Source organism: Vibrio sp. 10N.222.54.E6 (genome assembly GCF_041473955.1).
In the GTDB taxonomy this organism is placed as follows: Bacteria; Pseudomonadota; Gammaproteobacteria; order Enterobacterales; family Vibrionaceae; genus Vibrio; species Vibrio tasmaniensis_A.
Genome location: NZ_JBFRTD010000014.1, coordinates 22,872 through 40,964, shown reverse-complemented (window position 1 = coordinate 40,964; position 18,093 = coordinate 22,872). Strand labels below are relative to the sequence as shown.

The following is an 18,093-nucleotide window of genomic DNA, read 5'->3' as shown; positions in this document are numbered from 1 at the left end:
ATTACATCATAACAACATCAAACTGCTCTTGTATGTACAGAGGCTCAGCCTGAATTTTAACTTGCTTACCAATAAACACTTCAAGCTCAGCAAGCGCGTGAGATTCCTCTCCTTCTAACGCCTCGGCAACGGCAGCCGCCGCATAAACAACAAACTTATCGGCGTCATACGCGCGATTCACTCGTGTGATCTCTCGAAGAATTTCATAACAAACGGTTTCAACTGTCTTCACGCTACCGCGACCTTCACAAGCAGGGCAGCTAGAACACAGAATATGCTCAATACTTTCACGAGTACGTTTACGAGTCATCTCAACCAAACCAAGCTGTGTGAAGCCATTAATGTTGGTTTTCACACGGTCTTTGTCTAATGCCGCTTCTAAAGAAGTTAGTACTCGCTTACGATGTTCTTCAGACAGCATATCAATAAAATCGATAATGATGATGCCGCCTAAGTTACGAAGGCGAAGTTGACGAGCAATAGCTTGTGTCGCTTCGACGTTAGTATTGAAAATCGTTTCTTCTAGATTACGACGACCAACAAAGGCACCAGTATTGATGTCGACGGTTGTCATCGCTTCTGTTTGGTCGATAATCAGATACCCACCAGACTTCAATTCGACTTTGCGATCCAATGAACGTTGAATTTCGTTCTCGGTATCGTACATATCAAAGATAGGCTTATCACCTTCATACAACTCAAGCTTGTCTGTTAGCTCAGGCACGTATTCAGAAGTAAACTCTTTTAGGTTTTCATATTCTAGACGAGAATCGACCTGAATCTTGCTCAGCTCAGTACCGACAAAATCACGTAAGATACGTTGGCTTAAGCACAACTCACCATACAAGCGAGTACGAGCTTTGTGCTTACCACGACGTTCTAACACCTTTAGCCATAATCGCTTCAAGAATGCGGCATCTTGCGCCAACTCATTTGAATCTGCGCCTTCTGCTGCCGTACGGATGATGAAGCCACCGTGCTCGTCACAGTAACGAGACACGACTTTTTTTAGGCGGTTGCGTTCTGACTCACTATCAATTCTCTGAGAAACACCAACGTGGCTTGCGCCCGGCATGAATACCAGATAACGAGATGGTAATGTAATGTCAGTGGTTAGACGGGCACCTTTGGTACCAAGAGGATCTTTGACCACTTGAACGACAATATCTTGCCCTTGGCGAACAAGCTCTGAAATATCACGAACCTGAAATTGCTTCTTTTCATTCTCAGCAACACATTCAGTGTGGGGGACAATATCAGAGGCGTGCAAAAAAGCTGCTTTATCAAGGCCAATATCCACAAATGCCGCCTGCATTCCAGGCAAAACACGGCTTACACGTCCTTTGTAGATATTTCCTACGATCCCGCGTCGAGCATCTCGTTCGACATGGATCTCTTGAAGAGCTCCCCCTTCAATCATGGCCACACGAGTCTCACTCGGGGTCACGTTCAGCAACAATTCAGCACTCATGGTGCACCTCAGATTAGTAATTATAAGAATTCTTGCAGTAGCTGGTCCGTTTCAAATAAAGGTAAGCCGACAACGGCGTAATAACTACCTTCGATTCGGGTAACAAAGCGTCCGCCCAAACCTTGGATCCCATAGCTACCAGCTTTATCGCATGGCTCCCCTGTTTGCCAGTATTGTTCTATTTCTTTTTCACTGAGGGGTTTAAACCATACGTCGGTAATAATGATTTCTGTCTTTTGTTTTTCTTCCGATACAACAGAAACTGCCGTCATCACTTGGTGACGATCATTCGCTAACTGAGTAAGCATACGCTTAGAGTCAGCAAGGTCTATTGGCTTTTCGAGCACTTGCCCTTGGCTTACGACGACCGTGTCAGAGCCCAGAACCACTGTTTCAGAATCAAGAGAACTAGCAACTACAGTATCAGAACCAGAAGCAACATGCTGTTTTTCAGAAGGGTTATCTTTCAATAAAGACAACGCAGCTAAGGCTTTATCTAAAGATAGTCGCTTAACGTACTCTTCGGCGGTTTCTTGAGCGTGTTTACACTCTTCGACATCAGTTACAAGGACATAAAACTCATAACCGAGTTGAGATAACAATTCTTTGCGGCGTGGAGAGCCGGATGCCAAAACTAAATGTTTCTTTTCCATCGTCACTCTACCTTACATGCCAATGGCGACGTACACGTCTCATTAATAAAAACATCCAAGGCCAAAGTATACAGTTTATCAATGCGCTCCATAGCGATAACGGATTGAAAACGACATCTTGGATCAAATATTCACCAAAGAATATTAGCACCTCAAACAACACAGTTAAGGCTGCAATGATTATCGCTTGCTGCCATAGCGCCATATTTCGAATCACGAGGAAGTTCATTGCAATAATGTACATTACTATTGCCATCATCATGCCTCTAATACCGAGAGTCGAACCGATCAAAAGGTCCCACAATAAGCCCAGTACTAGAGCACTACCAACGTTAACTCTGTAAGGTAACGCTAAAACCCAATAGCAGGTAACCAGTAATAACCAAGATGGCCTGAATAGGTCTAAACTACCCGGCCAAGGGATCGTTTGTAGAATAAGTGCTATCAAAAATGAGCAGCCAATTACTACTTTGCTTCTTAAAACGCTATTGGCCATTTTCACCTTCTAACAATGCTTGTTCGATACTAGATTGCTCTGCTTGCATCTGTTTATTTTCATCAGGCCACACAAGCAACAAGTATCTGAGCTTATCAAACTCAACTACAGGTTCTCCTTTGATAACGGCGAACTCGCGCTTCGGGTCATAATCAACGGCAGTCACATAAGCGACTGGGTAACCCTCTGGATATACACCACCGAGTCCAGATGTCACCAACAGATCTTCTTCTTGAATATCAGTACTGGTTGGAATGTGCTCTAACTGGATCTCATCAATCATGCCATTACCAGAAGCAATCACACGTATATCGTTACGAATAACCTGAACAGGAATTGCGTTATTTGCATCAGTCAGTAGCAAAACACGACTATTATGAGCAGCAACAAAAGTGACTTGACCAACAATGCCTTTTTCATTGATCACAGGCTGACCTTCGTACACCCCATCAATCTGACCTTTGTCGATCACGACTTGGTGACGGTAGGGTGAAGTATCAACGGCCATAACTTCTGTGACGACTTTCTTTTCATCACGGATAAACGGAGAGCCTAATAGCTTACGAAGGCGCTTGTTTTCCTCTTGATATTGCTCAAGCAGAATCAGCTCGCTCTTCAGGCGCAAGACTTCTCGTTTAATAGTATGGTTGGATTCAATTAGCCCTTTGCGAGTACTAAAACGGTCGTATACGCCATCAAACATGGTGCGAGGCAAATTAGCGGCATACTGAATTGGCGCAACCATGCTGTTTAATAGATAGCGGACATTTGAGAATGCATCTAAACGACTATCAGCCAGCATAAGGCTGGCTGATAATGTTACAGCAAAAAACAGGCGCAATTGTAGAGAGGGACCTCTACCAAAAATTGGCTTCATTCTATATTTGGTCCTAGAGCGACATTTGATCCTATAGACAAGGTCTTAGGCTCTTTACATAAAACTAGATAAGAAAAGAGCCTAACACTAGATACTATTCTTCGCTGAAAAGATCACCGCCGTGCATGTCGATCATCTCTAGAGCTTTACCACCGCCTAGAGCAACACACGTTAATGGCTCTTCCGCCACAACAACAGGGATACCCGTTTCTTCAGTTAGCAGACGATCAAGGTCTTTAAGCAGTGCACCACCACCTGTCAGTACCATACCGTTTTCTGAGATATCAGAAGCAAGCTCTGGTGGACACTGTTCAAGTGCAACCATGACTGCAGATACGATGCCAGATAAAGGTTCTTGAAGCGCTTCAAGGATTTCATTTGAGTTCAGACTAAAGCTACGAGGAACACCTTCAGCAAGGTTACGACCACGTACTTCAATCTCATCGACTTCATCGCCTGGGTAAGCAGAACCGATTTCGTGTTTGATCTTTTCGGCTGTTGCTTCACCGATCAAGCTGCCGTAGTTACGACGAACGTAGTTGATGATAGCTTCATCAAAACGGTCACCACCGATACGTACAGAAGACGAGTAAACCACACCGTTTAGTGAGATAACGGCAACTTCCGTCGTACCACCACCGATATCAACAACCATTGAACCTGTTGGCTCAGATACACGTAGGCCTGCACCAATCGCAGCAGCCATAGGCTCATCGATTAGGTAAACTTCACGAGCACCAGCACCCAGTGCTGATTCACGGATTGCACGGCGCTCAACTTGCGTTGAACCACAAGGAACACAAACCAATACGCGAGGGCTTGGTTTAAGAACACTGTTATCATGCACTTGCTTAATGAAGTGCTGAAGCATTTTTTCCGTTACGTAAAAGTCAGCAATTACGCCGTCTTTCATTGGACGGATTGCTGAGATATTACCAGGCGTACGGCCAAGCATTTGCTTAGCAGCGTGACCAACCGCAGCGACACTCTTTGCAGAACCCGCACGATCTTGGCGGATAGCTACAACTGAAGGCTCATCAAGAACAATGCCTTGGCCTTTTACATATATAAGGGTATTGGCAGTACCTAAATCAATCGATAGGTCGTTTGAAAACATGCCACGAAGCTTTTTAAACATATTCTTCGCTCATCCTGCAAGAATTAGAAGACAAAAATTGCACTAAATGTACCAATGCCTTGCTGTCACGGCAAGGCATTGAAGTATAAACATGGACTGAAACCCACAATTTCTTACAGATTCCTAACTTAACAGCCAAAAAATCATATTATTGCTGACCTATTAAGCCACTTTCACCTCGGTAGATCACACGATCGTTCCCGCGATGGATACCAAAGGTGACTACTGTTGATGGGTTTTCTTCATCAATACCATCTTGGTCCCAATCAAACATTAGCCAAGGCATATTATTATTTATGGAGTCAAGCTGTTGCCAAATTTGCACTTGCTCCCTAGTTACAGCATTAGGGGCTTGCTGTGCTGTAAAGTTGTTCGACACTCCATTATTCACATCAGCAGCTCCCGTTAATGTCGCCGTAGTCGCTCCCCCAACAGGCCATATAACCGTAGGGTTTCCATCCATTTCAGCATCGATATCAGTAAAACTATCAAATACATTGTTAATAAAAGCACCGTTTGTCCAATACTGAACTTGAAGAGGAACGGTAATCGAACTACCTTCAACCCCACCTACATCACTCAAATTCACACGACCAAAAACCACATTGGGTTGGCTATCAGGCAGTCGTTGTGTTGTCATGCCTGAAGGATCGGTTGGTTGTGTTTTGAATTGCACAGGATCTGAAAGTGTTGCTGTAAAAATATTCAAAGAGACATCTCGAATTGGCCCCCCATCAAAATTAAAAGGACCATCAGGCGAAAAGTCAGCCTGCTTCTGCCATGATATATCGTTGTTATTGATCGCCCCTCGACTACCTCGATAAGTTAAATTCAAGCGATTACCGTTGAGTAAACGCCCTTCATCTAACTCAAAAAAAGCTTGCTGAATAGTGTTAAAACTTCCGTAATTCTGAGTTTCGTTCCCCAACGCACTGTAAGCCTCAACGTCAACGGAGACATTATCAAACTCTTGATTCATGTAAGCAAAAGCTTGCCCTGCAGGGTTTCCCCACACATTATTCAACGTATTAAAGTAATCAGGATAAAAGCGGCCAATGACTTGGTGATCTTTTTGTATATCACGACCAAGATAAATAGCACTACTAATAAACTCGATAGCGCCAACTTCGCTCCAAGTATGAACGAGAGTATTCAGTACTTGGTTGGTACTAAATGAAGGAATCACATTAGGAGTCACAGCCCCTGGTTGGGGGTTTAATGATGGAGCTGGGTAAACCACCTTAAAATCTAAATCTAAGGGACCACTATCAAGTGAATAATTACTTGTCACTGGGTAGGCACACTCATCAGTGATGCCTAATGCTGAATCTGGATGAATGATTGGTTTATAGTCAACAATGAAATCTGTTCCTGCTGATATAAAGCCACCTCCTGTTTCCCCACCAGCAGGGTTAAACGAAGATCCTGAACGAACATTACATATTGCTATTTTCCAAGGGCGAGCCTTCAAGGTAATTTGACCTTTCAACGTACCGCCATCGCTAGGGCAGTTCGCGACTGTCGGGGGTTGAGTTGAACACCTAAAGCTCTTATCTTCAAGTGTGACAACTAACTCGCCTGAGTTATCAAATTGAATAGCAACATCCTCAACCACCCCTTTAGAGAAGTTAAAATCGCCACTGCCAAGGCTACCGCCACCACTTCCGGGCTTTTGAAGCACGTATCCAAGATCGTTCACATCTAACTTTTCCGCATAATTCATCACAATCGGCGTTGGTGATGCATTATTACTACAAGCCAAGACTCGAACATCAATATCTTCTGCTTTTCCGGCAATGACCTCTAGCGGCTGATTGTTCCATGTAGAACTAGCACTCGGCTTAATATCAAACCGATAAGGTACAAAGCTAATGTCTTTTTGGTCTTGGATAGTCGTTCCATTAACTGATGCAGTCGCAAGCACATCACCGTATTTATTACCACTTCGACCATCAATATCAAAAACAAACCTCTTGTTTTGGCTATCAAAAGAGCCACCGCTAAAAGTTACCTCAGGTGCACTTATAGATACCGTCTCCCCATTGACATCGCTCATTGGCTGACTGTTTTCATCATAAGGCACGACATACACCTCAGCCTTGTCATCACAAGTTAAGTGATAGTTGTTTGGTTTGATCTCTATATATTTTATCGTTGGGCTAGGAGGCGTGTAACATCCTGCTATTGACTTAGCCCTTATGAAGCTAGTGTCTGACGACCTAAATGAAACTCTAGGAGCGGTAATTGCTCCTGTCATTTGAAAACGAGCGACACCATTAATATCGAAACCAGCACTGATAGCCTCTGGCGATACATACACATTCGCATTCAAACGGATATCAGAACCACCTAAAGGCCAAAAAGATGAAAAACGGCCATGACCAATAAACGTAAAGTCATTGTGATCATAGCTAGAATCACTCTGCTCATCTATTCCTGCATTAATATATATACGACTTTTATGAGACAAATTTATATGGTTGTAGTGAATAACAACTGGACCATCACCTTTAACCTTAATGTAAGAATCGTTATGATTAAAATTGATGGTGTCAATCCAATACTCTCCAGCGGGAAAAACAACTGTGCTCGTATTTGCGCTAAAAGATAATGAAGTATAATTAAATTGAGTCGCCTCAGTCGTCTGATTATTGCCAGCCGCTATCAACACACCGCCCGAAGGGTTAAAAGCAGTAGTATCCGGAACACCTAACGGAAATAAGTTCTTAGCCGAACTCACCGTACAACTTCCGCCACTATTCTGCCCGTCTTTATAAACACAAGCTCCAAGACCAGACACTCTAGAAGAAGTAAAACCTAATGCTTCTGATTTGGAAATTTGATCGAGATAGATATTATTTCCAGTACCACTTCCTGAAGATATATCCAGTTGTCCATCCCATGGAGTCCATTCTCCGGGATTTGCACCTGGCAAATAACGGTTTGATTGCAACATTTCAGGAAAGTAATCACATTTTTGAATAGGGGGTTTTGGCCTTACTTCTTCAAATGCAAAGAACCCAACTCTTTCATATGTCTGATGCGAGCGATTTGAAGCGTCTTCTTCTAGCATAAATGTAAAATAATCCGGATTCGATAGTTCACATAACCTTAACCACCCTCCATCCGATCCACTTCGAGTTTGCTTTTGAATAATCACACCAAAGTCTTGGAACGACTGGCCATGGAACACCTGATTATCAATACAAGACTGCGCTAATGAAGCGCTTTGATTGTATGAACTACTGGGTTTATTAAAAACAAAACGAATACCACCTGAAGTTTGCCCAGAAAACTCAGGTGCCGCCATATACCCTACAGTTCTGCGTCTATAGCTTGTAGGAGTTGGTACATTTTGCCGGCCAAACTCTAAGGCCAGCCGAAAATTCGAGGTTCCAACATTTTTGTGTGCGGTAGTTACCCAAAAATCCTTACCGCTATCGGGCTGAACTTGAGAAAAGACAATAGGAGCCGCAGAGAAACGTTGAGAGTATGTTTCTCGTTTCCAGCCTTCCCTCCTTGTATCGCCTGCCGTTTGGAAGTGGTTCAACTCAACTTTACTTACACGTATTATTTTCCCTGGCTGAGATTCATCTAGTATTACGTCCCCAACCTCTGCGGCAAAATAATAGATCGGATCCATTAAGTTAGGGTCCGAGCTTAAAGGGAAGCGCTGTTTCACTTCGACCCGATCTTTAGTCACAGATGTGACGAACATTGCCGATGGATTATCATTTAGATTATAAGAAGACATCAATATAACGACAGGCGTCGTTTTAAAATCTTCATCAAAATCAAAGCTACACGTATACCCATTACAAGAGCTAGCGTCTACCTCTCCAAATTCAAATAGCGGTTTAGAACGTGGTACCAAGGGCTGGCAATCTTTTTCCGATATACAGTATTGGGAACTACTAGTGAAACTATCACCAATCAGTGTAATGGTAACAAATGGGTCGAATTTATCGGCGCCAGTGGCATAAGATAAATCAAAGTTATTAATAACTTTTTTCTGAGTACCATCTACTGAGTAGGTTAATTTTCCACTTATCCATCTAGCGTTATAATTAGAAGTACGCTCAAACTTAACCTGAAATTGTCGAAGGATGTCATCATCTTCATAATCTTCGTCAAAGATTTGCTGATAATAATCATCAAAATCATCATCATCTGTCCATAACGGGAAATATTGGCTATTCGCTAATCGAATTCGATTCGACCCGTCAGACTCAAGAGAAAAAGTGATACAAAAACCATTGCGAGCATCTACAGAAGAGCCATTAGCTAGACAAGTGGAAGCATACGAAAACGATGATATGCCGAGAGAAAACAACAAAAACAATGATAAAAATAGTACTCTCATTATCTCACCCACACATCTTGACTACGTTGCATTAAATTCACACCCGTTCCGCACATTGCGACCGCTCTTACCGTGTATAACTGAGAACTATCGACAAGTTGACCACCTGTTGGTGAGCACGTTATTTGAACATCTGCACATGTAATTGTCGTTGCGAAGTTCATTGCTGTTCCATTCAAGTTTGTACACTCTGCAGCCACATCAAATGAAACCGTTGTGTTGGCTCTAGGTGGATATATCTGCATTAAGGCTCGCTCTATTGCCGAATGAGCTAAAAGATGGGCTTGAGTACCAATCACATCTTTTGTATGTGCGTCATTATTGGACCACTCTATGCGGCTTAAGGTTGTAGCAAGAAACCCCATCACCACCAATACAAAAATAACGACAATATACAGGCTTCCGACTTGTCTTTTTTTAAGGAACATTGATCACCTGTATGTCTTGCTGGAAATTGGTCAGTTCATCCCCGACTTGGTTTCTAAATTCAAACTCAAGATGGACGATACCATTACGCTGAACATTTGCGGGTTGATAGTCTAAATCCCCAGTCACTCCCGTATCCGAAATTGGGATTAGCGCGCCATTACCTTCACTTCTCCATACTCGGCCATTCACAATGCAATAGGTGACGCGGCCATTAGGATTGTAAATATAATGTCGATTTGAAACCGAATTACCCACAAGGTTTACAGACTCATTAGCAAGCAAGAAAGTATTATTGGTTGCAGTTACAGTAGCTAAGGGGAAAATATTATTGGTCGGCGCCGCCTCTGTAGGGTTTATCACTAAAGATAATGGGGTTAGCGCAGCTGTCGTCAGTGTATTATCAGCCGTAACAAATTGAATATCATCGCCCGACACCGCATAAATCCCAGAGGTAACGATAGGGAAAAATGAAACACAGCGAGCTCCCGGGACGACAGCATTCTGATTGAACATATTCGGTACAGCATGACGCACTTCACGAGTGATTTTTTCCAAGACAAACTTGGCTTGAGTTTGTAAACGCTGCCTATCTACGGTGTCCGCATAGCCACGCGCACCCAATTCAACAAACCCAGCAATGCCTACAACTAAAATGCTACCAACAATCATGGTGATAATCATTTCAATAAGAGTGAAACCTTGCCTTCTCATTAGTAATTCCCTCGATAGGCATCCAGCACGATAGGAGGATAATTTGAGGCCGAGATCGTTAGGTTGATTCTTTTCAGTTGATCGACCATTTGGTACGTCACATCAACATCTAGGCGGTAGTTTCTGTAGGTTGTTGCGCCATTTTCATCCAGTAATAGATTAAGGTCTCGACACCCGTTAGTTGCACCGGGTTCCCAACACCCATCATAGTCATCGACATCATTGTATAGAGCAATGTCAGCCTCTTCTGGGCCAAAGTTAGCCTCAGCAGTGCAATTCACACCAGACGCCCCCTCACCGCATCTAAATTCCCCACCATCAAAATCACTATTCTCGTCGAACCCTCGAGCAAGAATCATCGACATCACGCTTTGCCCTAGCGCGGCTGAACGAGTCTGATAATGAGGATCACCAGATCGACTAACCTGAGGCGCTAAAAAGTTTATGATGGTCATCATCGCGAGCCCCATAATCACAATCACAATCACACTTTCAATTAATGTAAAACCACGTTCTTTTACAGGTGATTTATGAATACTATTCATGAGCACACCCCATTTTCGACATAACCTTGCGCGTTAATTTCCACACGGCAGGTATTCACATTTGAAGTAATCGTAATCACCACACCAGCTGCAACGTTAACGACAACGCCTGCAGGTGTTTCACCTGTTGTAGGGTTACCTAATAAATCAAAGTTAACTAGAGATAGAGGAATAGCGGGAGTGGTATCAGATGCAGCCGTTAAGTTAGCTCCGTTGAGCATAACCCAATCACTCCGCGCTTGGCTTCGCGCGGTACAGCTCACTTCCGAGCCGATACAATTCCCAACGATAGCGAGAATAAAATTGCTCTCTCCAACGACGGCCCCAAGGTCCACATTGGACTGCATACGATTCACTTGAACTTGGCGGACAACAGAAGTTACTTGCTCTTGAGCTGCAAAGGCAGAAAAGCGATCCCTTCCAGAAAGACGGCTAGCAGCGTAGGCAGAGACAATCGCGATCAACAAGATCACAATGATTAACTCGACTAAAGTAAAACCTTGTTGCTGAAATCCGATGTTTCTGTATGTTCTATTGAATTGATTCACCGAAATCCAATCCGCTAAATATTTGATAGTTTGAAGATTAAGTGTAACTCAGGGAAAGGAAGTTGTCTTTGTCGCTTACCTGAATTTCAGATAGAAAAAAGACCAGCAATGCTGGCCTTGATATCCTCTAATAATACTATTAACAGCCATCCGCACCAGTAGTGACAACATCAACAAATGCTGGTGTTGTGGCATTGGCAGCTTCAACATAAATGACAAAACAGCCATTGTTATTCGCAGGTGTAGTTGCATCGTATACAAAACCATTGTTCGCTTGTACTGGGTCAGTCCCCGCAAATGAATAAGCGACAGCGTCTGGAACAACGCCAGTTTCCGTCACATTCACTACAACCCAATCGGTACCAGGTAAACCAACTACAGCAGTTTCAATACCAGCCGGAACACCTGCGATATCAGCAGAAGTTGGATAACCAAAGTTAATAGCCACACCATCTGTTGTTTGTGGCGTTGTTGCCAGAGCTGTTTTAGGTTGACCTTCACGACCATCTACTGCTGCACGGCCATAAACGATACCCGTCGCACCTGCCATTGCGCCACGCAGGCCTTGCATAGATGATGTACGGGCATCACCTTGTAAGTTAAGAAAACGAGGTGCTGCAGTAACTGCAAGAATACCTAGAATAACAATTACCACCACTAGTTCTATTAGGGTGAAACCGCTTTGTTTTTTCATAGTCTTTTCTCTCTATGTATATTTAAACGCAGGTTTACTGCAGTGTTACGGTCACACGACCAGTTCTAATCTCGTAAACGAATTGATGCTGAGTACCGCCTTCCAATTGAATGTAAGTGCAGTAGTCATTGCTGTTATCCGCTTGCGCTGAATATTTGTAATTCGAACCATTTGCCACATTGGTTAATGTTCCAACCTTAGGAGGGTTCTGAAGTAGATTTTCCATTAAATCGACACACGAAGCATCGGTCACATCATTAGACGGAGCTGAAGCTGAATTGGTGTTTATAGACCATGGGTAGCCGTCTCTAAAATTAGTACTTCCATTGCTACTTGTTGATCTGGTTAGCCAAAAATCAACACCATCGTAATTTACAGTATTGTATGTTTCAACACCAATTCTTTCTGATGGACGAGCTTCTGCTTCCCATTGCGCTCTTGCTGAAAGTACTCCTGTCGCAAAACCACCCGCGACACCTTCAATACTGGCTTTCTTGGCTTCGTCTGTCACATCCAAGAAACGGGGTAAAGCTGCAACAGCTAATAAACCCACAACAACAATCACTATGACTAACTCAACTAGGGAGAAACCCTTTTGATTTTTAAGCACTTTCTACCTACTCATCTAATTGCTAATGCGCATTATACATTTGAATATGCATAAAACCATAAAAACAGCGTCAATACGTTCACAAGGCCAATATATTGACTTTGACACTAAATCTTTCTTTTTTGAGTAATATATCTATCTGATACTTATCACTATAATGATAACGGCAATGAAAATGAATGTTATCACTTTTGTCTTCAATGTTTGGAGAGCTGAGACCTAAAATACGCCCCTTAGGATATAATTGCTCCAACCAATAACCGCAATTTCGAGCCGAGTCTTGAATTGGCATAACCCACCCCGTTCTGCTGTAAGTCTTTGGCGGTTTCGCATCATTCTTTTGCTCCACACCAGATAACAAATACTGCTGTTTGAACAAATTCGCTTGCTCAAGAATTCGCTTGCTCGCAACGATTAATGCCGTGTTCGTTGCTTCTTCTTCTACTGTTTTCCATACAGAAAGCAATCCCATAACGAGAAAAAGAATAACCGTAACCCAAATAACAAAACGTGAGCGCTGTAGGTTATTCAGCATCCCCTAACCTTTGATTGCATCCAGCATTCCCCACATTGGCAAGAAAATACCCAGAGCTAAAACCAGCACCATTCCCGCAACGATCGTCAACAGAATAGGTTCAATTCTAGCGGTTAACGTTTTTAGATCGTAATCAACCTCTCGGTCGTAAAAATCCGCAACTTCAAGCAGCAACTCATCAATACGACCCGTTTCTTCACCCACAGAAATCATTTGTATCACGAGTGGTGTGAAAATCTCGCTGTTAATCGCGGTAGAAGAAACGGTACTTCCCGCTTCTATTGCCGATTTCATACCTTGAACACGAAGTTCTAAAAAACGATTGTCCAAAGCTTCAGCCGATAGCGATAACGATTGGTTAAGCGGTACACCTGCTTTTAGCATCAAAGCAAAAGTACGTGAGAAGCGCGACAATAGAGCTCGATTGACCACCCCACCAATCACTGGCATTTTTAAGCGCAGCCGATCCCACTTTTCCCACCCTTTATCTGTCTTAACCCATGCTTTAAAAGCAAAAACAAGACCAAAGATTAATCCAAGCATTAACCCCCAGTAATTAACAAAGAACTCAGACATTCCCATTAAAATACGAGTTGGAAGTGGTAAGTCGACCCCAAAACGCGCGAACATACTCGAAAACTGAGGAATCACGAATATATTCAAGACAAACATAGCGATTGTAATAAAAGTAATCACGAACGTTGGGTAACGCATTGCCGTTTTGATTCGCTTTCGAGTTTCAACCTCTTGTTCGTAGTATCCAGCCAGTTGTAACAATGCCTGATCTAAACGACCTGTATTCTCACCAACACTGATCATCGATACAAACAATGAACTAAATACCTTAGGGTGCATTTGCATCGACGCCGCTAACCCACGACCGTTTGTGAGTTCAGCGACCACTTCTTCAAGTGCTACTTTCAGTTGCTTATTTTCACAATGTTGAGTTAACCCTTTCATCGATCTTAATAGCGGAACACCCGCCTTAGTTAAACTATACAACTGTCGGCAAAACAGAACCAACACCTCTAAAGGCACATTCGGGGAGAACAGACTGGATACATCCATATCCAGGATTGAACCGCCACTTTTTCCAAGTTTAATCGAAGTTGGAATGATCCCTTTACTCATCAAACTGTCAGCAGCAAGATCTTCGTTATTTGCATCCAACTGGCCTGTCACTTGACTGCCATCAGAACTGCGACCTACATAACGATAAGTTGGCATATCACTCTACCCCTACAGATAAATTGGATCAGTGGCACCAGAAGCATCGCCTTCGCCAAGGTTCATTACCTCATCAAAGCTCACAACCCCCTGTATGGCCAATTCCATCGCAGAAGCTAACAGCGGTTTGTAATTTTCAGACTGCCTTGCCGTTTGAGCAAAAACAACGGCATCATTGGCTCTAAGCGCATCCATCATAGGCTGATCGAGCTCCAACATTTCAAACACACCAATACGACCACTGTAGCCTGTCAAATTACAATTTTGACAACCACGCCCTTTCATAAATGGCGTACCTCGCTGGTTTGGGAAACGAACACTCAACCATTGCTTACGCGCTTCATCCAGCTCATCATCAACCTTGCAATCAGTACATACCTTACGAACTAACCGCTGTGCGACCACGGCTCGAACAGCACTTGCTACCAGATAACCCGGAGCCCCCATGTCCATCATACGCAGTGCACTGTCTACTGCATCGTTGGTATGCAGAGTACTTAACACTAAGTGACCAGTAAGTGCCGCTCTCAAACCAATTTCAACGGTTTCGTGATCTCGCATCTCACCAATAAGAATGATATCCGGATCCTGACGTAGGAAGGTTCTCAAAATCGTTGAGAAATTGAGGTTAATCTTAGGGTTTACCTGAACCTGATTCACACGAGGAAGACGGTATTCTACAGGGTCTTCAGCGGTAATGATCTTTTTACCCGGTTCGTTTAATTCACTTAACGCACCGTATAGAGTCGTTGTTTTACCTGAGCCCGTAGGCCCGGTTACGAGAATCATGCCATGTGGGCGGCGTAATTGATGACGAAGACGAACGAGCAAATCACTCGGAATGCCTGACAACTCCAATTTACGTAGGCCAGCCGATTGATTAAGCAAACGCATAACCACTGACTCACCGTGCTGTACTGGCATAGTCGACATACGAATATCGACCGATTGACCTTTAACGCGAATATTAAAGCGACCATCTTGAGGCAGTCGTTTCTCTGAAATGTCGAGGTTAGCCATCAGCTTCAAACGCAAAACCAGTGCAGAAGCAATATTCACTTCATTCAACAACGTTTCATGCAGGACACCATCAATACGCTGACGTAAACGTAATACGTTTGAATCTGGTTCAATATGAATATCAGACGCACCAACTTGAATAGCATCTTCAAACAGCGAGTTTACTAGCTTAACGACCGTAACTTCGTCGCTGTCTTCTTCAGCGATATCAAAGTCAAAGGCTTCATTAACTTTATGCTCAGCATGAAGCTGCTCAGCAAATGAGGCAATCTCTTTGGTTCTTCGGTAATAACGGTCGAAACCATCAACTAATTGTCTCTCTTGTGCGACGACAAATTCGAGTGCGTAGTCGCCTAGTTGACTCAGCAAAGATTCTTGGGCAAACAGATCAGCAGGATCACTCATTGCAACACGTAATGTGTCACCTTGACGCCCAATGACCAAAGCTCGAAGGCGGCGAGCATGAACCTCAGGTAAAAGCTGCACAGCTTCGACGTCAACATTAGCTCGGCTAATATCAATAAGAGGAATAGCAAGCTGTTGCGACAAGAAACTGAGCATTTGCTGCTCTGATAAAAAGCCAAGCTCGATCAGTGCATCACCAAGCTTGCGGCCTGTCCTTTTTTGAGCGGCCAGAGCTTGTTCAACTTGATCTTCAGTAATGATGCCCTCTTCTACGAGCAAATCACCGAGCCTTTTTCTTAATCTAATTTGCATCGCCACTCTCCTCTAAAGCATTGAGTATTTTTAAACGATCACGTACAAAGCCTTGCGACTGAGATGAGATCCCAACTCTAACCAATGCTCCTTGGTATGATTGCTTTGCAGCCATGAAATCAAGCTGACGTTCTTGCTGAATCGCTAAACCTAACCACCAGCGAGCATTATCTGAATCGACCTCAGTCAATTTTTGGTAGCTCTCTAGCGCAATATCTTCTTGCTGAGACTTTTGACTTAATGCAGCGCGCATTGCTAAGTAGTCTTGAGTTGGACTAGGTGGTAAGTGTATTAATGGGCTCAAAGCAGCTTCCGCTTGATTGGCTTTCACAAGTAGCTTCGATAAACCTAGGCGCAGTTTTTCACTGTTGATATTGAGTTTGATACCCGACTGAAATAACTCATACGCTTTGCGAGTATCACCTTTACCAAAATAGAGAATTGCTAGTTTCTGACGGACATCTTCATTTCTTGGATCATAACGAAGCGCTTCGTTATAACCTTTCAACGCACCAGAAAGGTCATTGGCATCAAGAGCTTTCTGAGCTCGGCCTTGAGCATTAATAGAAAGTTGTTCAGGCGTTAATTCTACCTGCTCAATCAACATTCCATTACTTTCTAAATCGCCAGACGTTTCAGGTTGATTTGATACTGGTGTGGGATCTTTTTTAGCCACGCTAGCAACAAGCATTGGCTTTGCTACTTTTGCTTTAGGTGTGCTTTGAGATTTAGGTATAGCTTGAGATTCAGGGTTTACTTTAGGCTTTGTAACTGACTGAGTTGATGCAGCAATGACTGAATCCGATTTAGATTGAGTACTTTTTAGTATTACCGTGTTGTTAGCCGAAATGTTCGCTGAATCTAGCGTCACTAACTTCTTAGTCGGCGAGGACACAGGTTGAGTAATGGCCGCTTCAGGACTACCCTCTGAATTGCCTTCTGAAGTATCAATAACGGAAACTTGTATATCTCGAGTTGATATTGAGTTATCGACAGCAGGGCCTTGTGATATAGCCCAGCCCCCCATGGCCAAGCTAAGGGTAAAACCTGCGACCACCCAAACCAATGGAGAGCGTGTTTTTACTTTAGGTACCACCGCAGCTTCAATCGATGCTGTTGACTCTTTTTTTGCCAATTCAGACAAGGCGTTATTAATGACGCTCATAATTAGTTCCAACCCCACAGCATTGGCGTTTTAAATTTAGGTTTACACACATCGTATGTTTCATGCATTGCAGCAAAGAGATGTTGGTTTTCTATATTTTTCTTATCTTCACTAAAAGCAAGCAACAAAGCTTTATGACACAACTGGTTAATCAACCTTGGGATCCCCAAAGAAGAGCGCCAGATCGCTTTTTTATGGCTCAGGCTAAAGGGAGCATATTTGCCACCAGATTTAGCGATCCGGTTATCAATGTAAGCCACTGTTTCATCGAGAGTCAGTGGCCTCAGTGTCGAACTAAATGTGATTCTTTGACGAAATTGCCTTAGATGATAAGCCTCTAATCGAGCATCCAATTCCGGCTGCCCTAATAGAACAATTTGCAGCAGCTTTTTATCTTCAGTTTCTAAGTTACCAAACAACCTTAAGGTCTCTAGAGCTTCATCTGACAAAGCCTGAGCCTCATCAAGAATCGCAACCACTCGTAAGCCTGAGTTATGCAATTCAATAAGTTTATGTTGAATGTTATCCACTAAGGTGGCTTCATTATCGGTAATCAAACCAAGCTCTTTAGCCACGGCTTGTCGTAAGTCAGCCCCAGATAGCACTGGGTTAGGCAGGTAGATTAAAGCAGTACAATCATTGAGATGATTGACCAACATTCGGCACACCATGGTTTTGCCTGTGCCGACCTCCCCTGTAACCTTAACTACCCCCTCGCCCATTTCTAACGCCGAAATGACCGTTTGAATTGCCTCAAAATGAGGTGCTAAACCATAAAAAAAATCGGTATTCGGCGTTAAGGTAAATGGTAACTGTTCAAAATCAAAATGAACTTGATACATAAGACGACCTAGCTTAGTAATTCACTACCAATCTGCATTGATAAAGTGAGTG

The 18,093-nt window shown here is 43.2% G+C and carries 17 protein-coding genes; all 17 read right to left on the bottom strand.

The window, feature by feature from the left end; genetic code table 11:
- Position 1: 1 nt before the first annotated feature.
- The gene (gene rng / locus AB4513_RS09550) at positions 2–1,471 is read right to left on the bottom strand and encodes a ribonuclease G (RefSeq protein WP_009847846.1); all 1,470 of its coding nucleotides are present in this window, start codon (positions 1,469–1,471) and stop codon (positions 2–4) included.
- 20 nt (positions 1,472–1,491) lie between these two features.
- Positions 1,492–2,124 (bottom strand): nucleoside triphosphate pyrophosphatase, encoded by a 633-nt coding sequence (locus AB4513_RS09545; protein ID WP_009847847.1) that lies wholly within the window; start codon positions 2,122–2,124, stop codon positions 1,492–1,494.
- Positions 2,125–2,131: 7 nt separating this feature from the next.
- Positions 2,132–2,620 (bottom strand): rod shape-determining protein MreD, encoded by a 489-nt coding sequence (gene mreD, locus AB4513_RS09540; protein WP_009847848.1) that lies wholly within the window; start codon positions 2,618–2,620, stop codon positions 2,132–2,134.
- Positions 2,610–3,497: a rod shape-determining protein MreC gene (mreC, locus tag AB4513_RS09535; RefSeq protein WP_102257739.1), complete on the bottom strand. Its 888-nt coding sequence runs from the start codon at positions 3,495–3,497 to the stop codon at positions 2,610–2,612. Before mreC ends, mreD begins: the two co-directional genes overlap by 11 nt.
- A 94-nt stretch (positions 3,498–3,591) precedes the next feature.
- Positions 3,592–4,635, bottom strand: a complete 1,044-nt coding sequence (locus AB4513_RS09530; protein ID WP_009847850.1) for a rod shape-determining protein — start codon at positions 4,633–4,635, stop codon at positions 3,592–3,594.
- A 148-nt stretch (positions 4,636–4,783) separates the two neighbouring features.
- On the bottom strand, positions 4,784–8,998 hold the full coding sequence (locus AB4513_RS09525) for a DUF6701 domain-containing protein (RefSeq protein ID WP_009847851.1): 4,215 nt from the start codon (positions 8,996–8,998) through the stop codon (positions 4,784–4,786).
- The gene (locus AB4513_RS09520; RefSeq protein WP_009847852.1) at positions 8,998–9,426 is read right to left on the bottom strand and encodes a hypothetical protein; all 429 of its coding nucleotides are present in this window, start codon (positions 9,424–9,426) and stop codon (positions 8,998–9,000) included. Before AB4513_RS09520 ends, AB4513_RS09525 begins: the two co-directional genes overlap by 1 nt.
- Positions 9,416–10,138 (bottom strand): PilW family protein, encoded by a 723-nt coding sequence (locus AB4513_RS09515; protein WP_009847853.1) that lies wholly within the window; start codon positions 10,136–10,138, stop codon positions 9,416–9,418. The genes AB4513_RS09520 and AB4513_RS09515 overlap by 11 nt, the downstream gene beginning before the upstream one ends.
- A complete protein-coding gene (locus AB4513_RS09510; protein ID WP_083784122.1) occupies positions 10,138–10,689 on the bottom strand; it encodes a prepilin-type N-terminal cleavage/methylation domain-containing protein in 552 nt (183 codons plus the stop codon). Before AB4513_RS09510 ends, AB4513_RS09515 begins: the two co-directional genes overlap by 1 nt.
- Complete coding sequence (locus tag AB4513_RS09505) at positions 10,680–11,231, bottom strand: prepilin-type N-terminal cleavage/methylation domain-containing protein (protein WP_009847855.1); 552 nt, start codon at positions 11,229–11,231, stop codon at positions 10,680–10,682. The genes AB4513_RS09510 and AB4513_RS09505 overlap by 10 nt, the downstream gene beginning before the upstream one ends.
- 139 nt (positions 11,232–11,370) lie before the next feature.
- Entirely contained in the window at positions 11,371–11,925 is a 555-nt protein-coding gene (locus AB4513_RS09500; protein ID WP_009847856.1) for a type II secretion system protein, read from the bottom strand.
- A 34-nt stretch (positions 11,926–11,959) separates the two neighbouring features.
- Positions 11,960–12,535 (bottom strand): prepilin-type N-terminal cleavage/methylation domain-containing protein, encoded by a 576-nt coding sequence (locus tag AB4513_RS09495; RefSeq protein WP_009847857.1) that lies wholly within the window; start codon positions 12,533–12,535, stop codon positions 11,960–11,962.
- A gap of 79 nt (positions 12,536–12,614) precedes the next feature.
- Positions 12,615–13,070, bottom strand: coding sequence for a hypothetical protein (locus AB4513_RS09490; RefSeq protein WP_009847858.1), 456 nt, complete (start codon positions 13,068–13,070; stop codon positions 12,615–12,617).
- Between the two features lie 3 nt (positions 13,071–13,073).
- Positions 13,074–14,297, bottom strand: coding sequence for a type II secretion system F family protein (locus AB4513_RS09485; RefSeq protein WP_009847859.1), 1,224 nt, complete (start codon positions 14,295–14,297; stop codon positions 13,074–13,076).
- A 12-nt stretch (positions 14,298–14,309) separates the two neighbouring features.
- Positions 14,310–16,034 (bottom strand): GspE/PulE family protein, encoded by a 1,725-nt coding sequence (locus AB4513_RS09480; protein WP_009847860.1) that lies wholly within the window; start codon positions 16,032–16,034, stop codon positions 14,310–14,312.
- Entirely contained in the window at positions 16,024–17,199 is a 1,176-nt protein-coding gene (locus AB4513_RS09475; protein ID WP_009847861.1) for a lipopolysaccharide assembly protein LapB, read from the bottom strand. The genes AB4513_RS09480 and AB4513_RS09475 overlap by 11 nt, the downstream gene beginning before the upstream one ends.
- Positions 17,200–17,201: 2 nt before the next feature.
- On the bottom strand, positions 17,202–18,041 hold the full coding sequence (locus AB4513_RS09470; protein WP_009847862.1) for an ExeA family protein: 840 nt from the start codon (positions 18,039–18,041) through the stop codon (positions 17,202–17,204).
- Positions 18,042–18,093: the final 52 nt, after the last annotated feature.

What these genes read in the sequence shown, in the direction of transcription:
- AB4513_RS09485 (WP_009847859.1), bottom strand. Translation starts at nt 14,297, where the DNA reads ATGCCAACTTATCGTTATGTAGGTCGCAGTTCTGATGGCAGTCAAGTG.
- mreC (WP_102257739.1), bottom strand. Translation starts at nt 3,497, where the DNA reads ATGAAGCCAATTTTTGGTAGAGGTCCCTCTCTACAATTGCGCCTGTTT.
- AB4513_RS09525 (WP_009847851.1), bottom strand. Translation starts at nt 8,998, where the DNA reads ATGAGAGTACTATTTTTATCATTGTTTTTGTTGTTTTCTCTCGGCATA.
- AB4513_RS09520 (WP_009847852.1), bottom strand. Translation starts at nt 9,426, where the DNA reads ATGTTCCTTAAAAAAAGACAAGTCGGAAGCCTGTATATTGTCGTTATT.
- AB4513_RS09530 (WP_009847850.1), bottom strand. Translation starts at nt 4,635, where the DNA reads ATGTTTAAAAAGCTTCGTGGCATGTTTTCAAACGACCTATCGATTGAT.
- rng (WP_009847846.1), bottom strand. Translation starts at nt 1,471, where the DNA reads ATGAGTGCTGAATTGTTGCTGAACGTGACCCCGAGTGAGACTCGTGTG.
- AB4513_RS09475 (WP_009847861.1), bottom strand. Translation starts at nt 17,199, where the DNA reads ATGAGCGTCATTAATAACGCCTTGTCTGAATTGGCAAAAAAAGAGTCA.
- AB4513_RS09545 (WP_009847847.1), bottom strand. Translation starts at nt 2,124, where the DNA reads ATGGAAAAGAAACATTTAGTTTTGGCATCCGGCTCTCCACGCCGCAAA.
- mreD (WP_009847848.1), bottom strand. Translation starts at nt 2,620, where the DNA reads ATGGCCAATAGCGTTTTAAGAAGCAAAGTAGTAATTGGCTGCTCATTT.
- AB4513_RS09500 (WP_009847856.1), bottom strand. Translation starts at nt 11,925, where the DNA reads ATGAAAAAACAAAGCGGTTTCACCCTAATAGAACTAGTGGTGGTAATT.
- AB4513_RS09480 (WP_009847860.1), bottom strand. Translation starts at nt 16,034, where the DNA reads ATGCAAATTAGATTAAGAAAAAGGCTCGGTGATTTGCTCGTAGAAGAG.
- AB4513_RS09490 (WP_009847858.1), bottom strand. Translation starts at nt 13,070, where the DNA reads ATGCTGAATAACCTACAGCGCTCACGTTTTGTTATTTGGGTTACGGTT.
- AB4513_RS09515 (WP_009847853.1), bottom strand. Translation starts at nt 10,138, where the DNA reads ATGAGAAGGCAAGGTTTCACTCTTATTGAAATGATTATCACCATGATT.
- AB4513_RS09470 (WP_009847862.1), bottom strand. Translation starts at nt 18,041, where the DNA reads ATGTATCAAGTTCATTTTGATTTTGAACAGTTACCATTTACCTTAACG.